We start from the raw sequence: 252 nt of genomic DNA, 5'->3' as shown, positions 1-252 counted from the left end.
ACGACACCACGACACCGGGGATCAGCCAGGGGATGAGCATCAGGCCGCGCATGACCTTCGCCCCACGGATTCGGGTGTTCAGCGCGAGCGCCAGACCGAAGCCGACCACGAAGGGGGCGATCGTCGTGCCGACCGTGAACACGAGCGTCTGACCCAGCAGACGGAAGAAGTCGCCGGTCAGCACATCGATGATGTTCTGGAATCCGACGAATTCGCGACCGGGCTCGACGAGGCTCTGCTTGAAGAACGCGG

The 252-nt window shown here is 63.9% G+C and carries 1 pseudogene; it reads right to left on the bottom strand.

From position 1 onward, the window contains the following. Positions 1–252, bottom strand: a pseudogene (locus tag SB753_RS39545) (hypothetical protein); the annotation flags it as partial.

It is taken from the genome of Paraburkholderia sp. SIMBA_053 (assembly GCF_046534895.1).
In the GTDB taxonomy this organism is placed as follows: domain Bacteria; phylum Pseudomonadota; class Gammaproteobacteria; order Burkholderiales; family Burkholderiaceae; genus Paraburkholderia; species Paraburkholderia caledonica.
The sequence above is the reverse complement of the archived record's forward strand: the minus strand, read 5'-3'. Positions and strand labels throughout refer to the sequence as shown.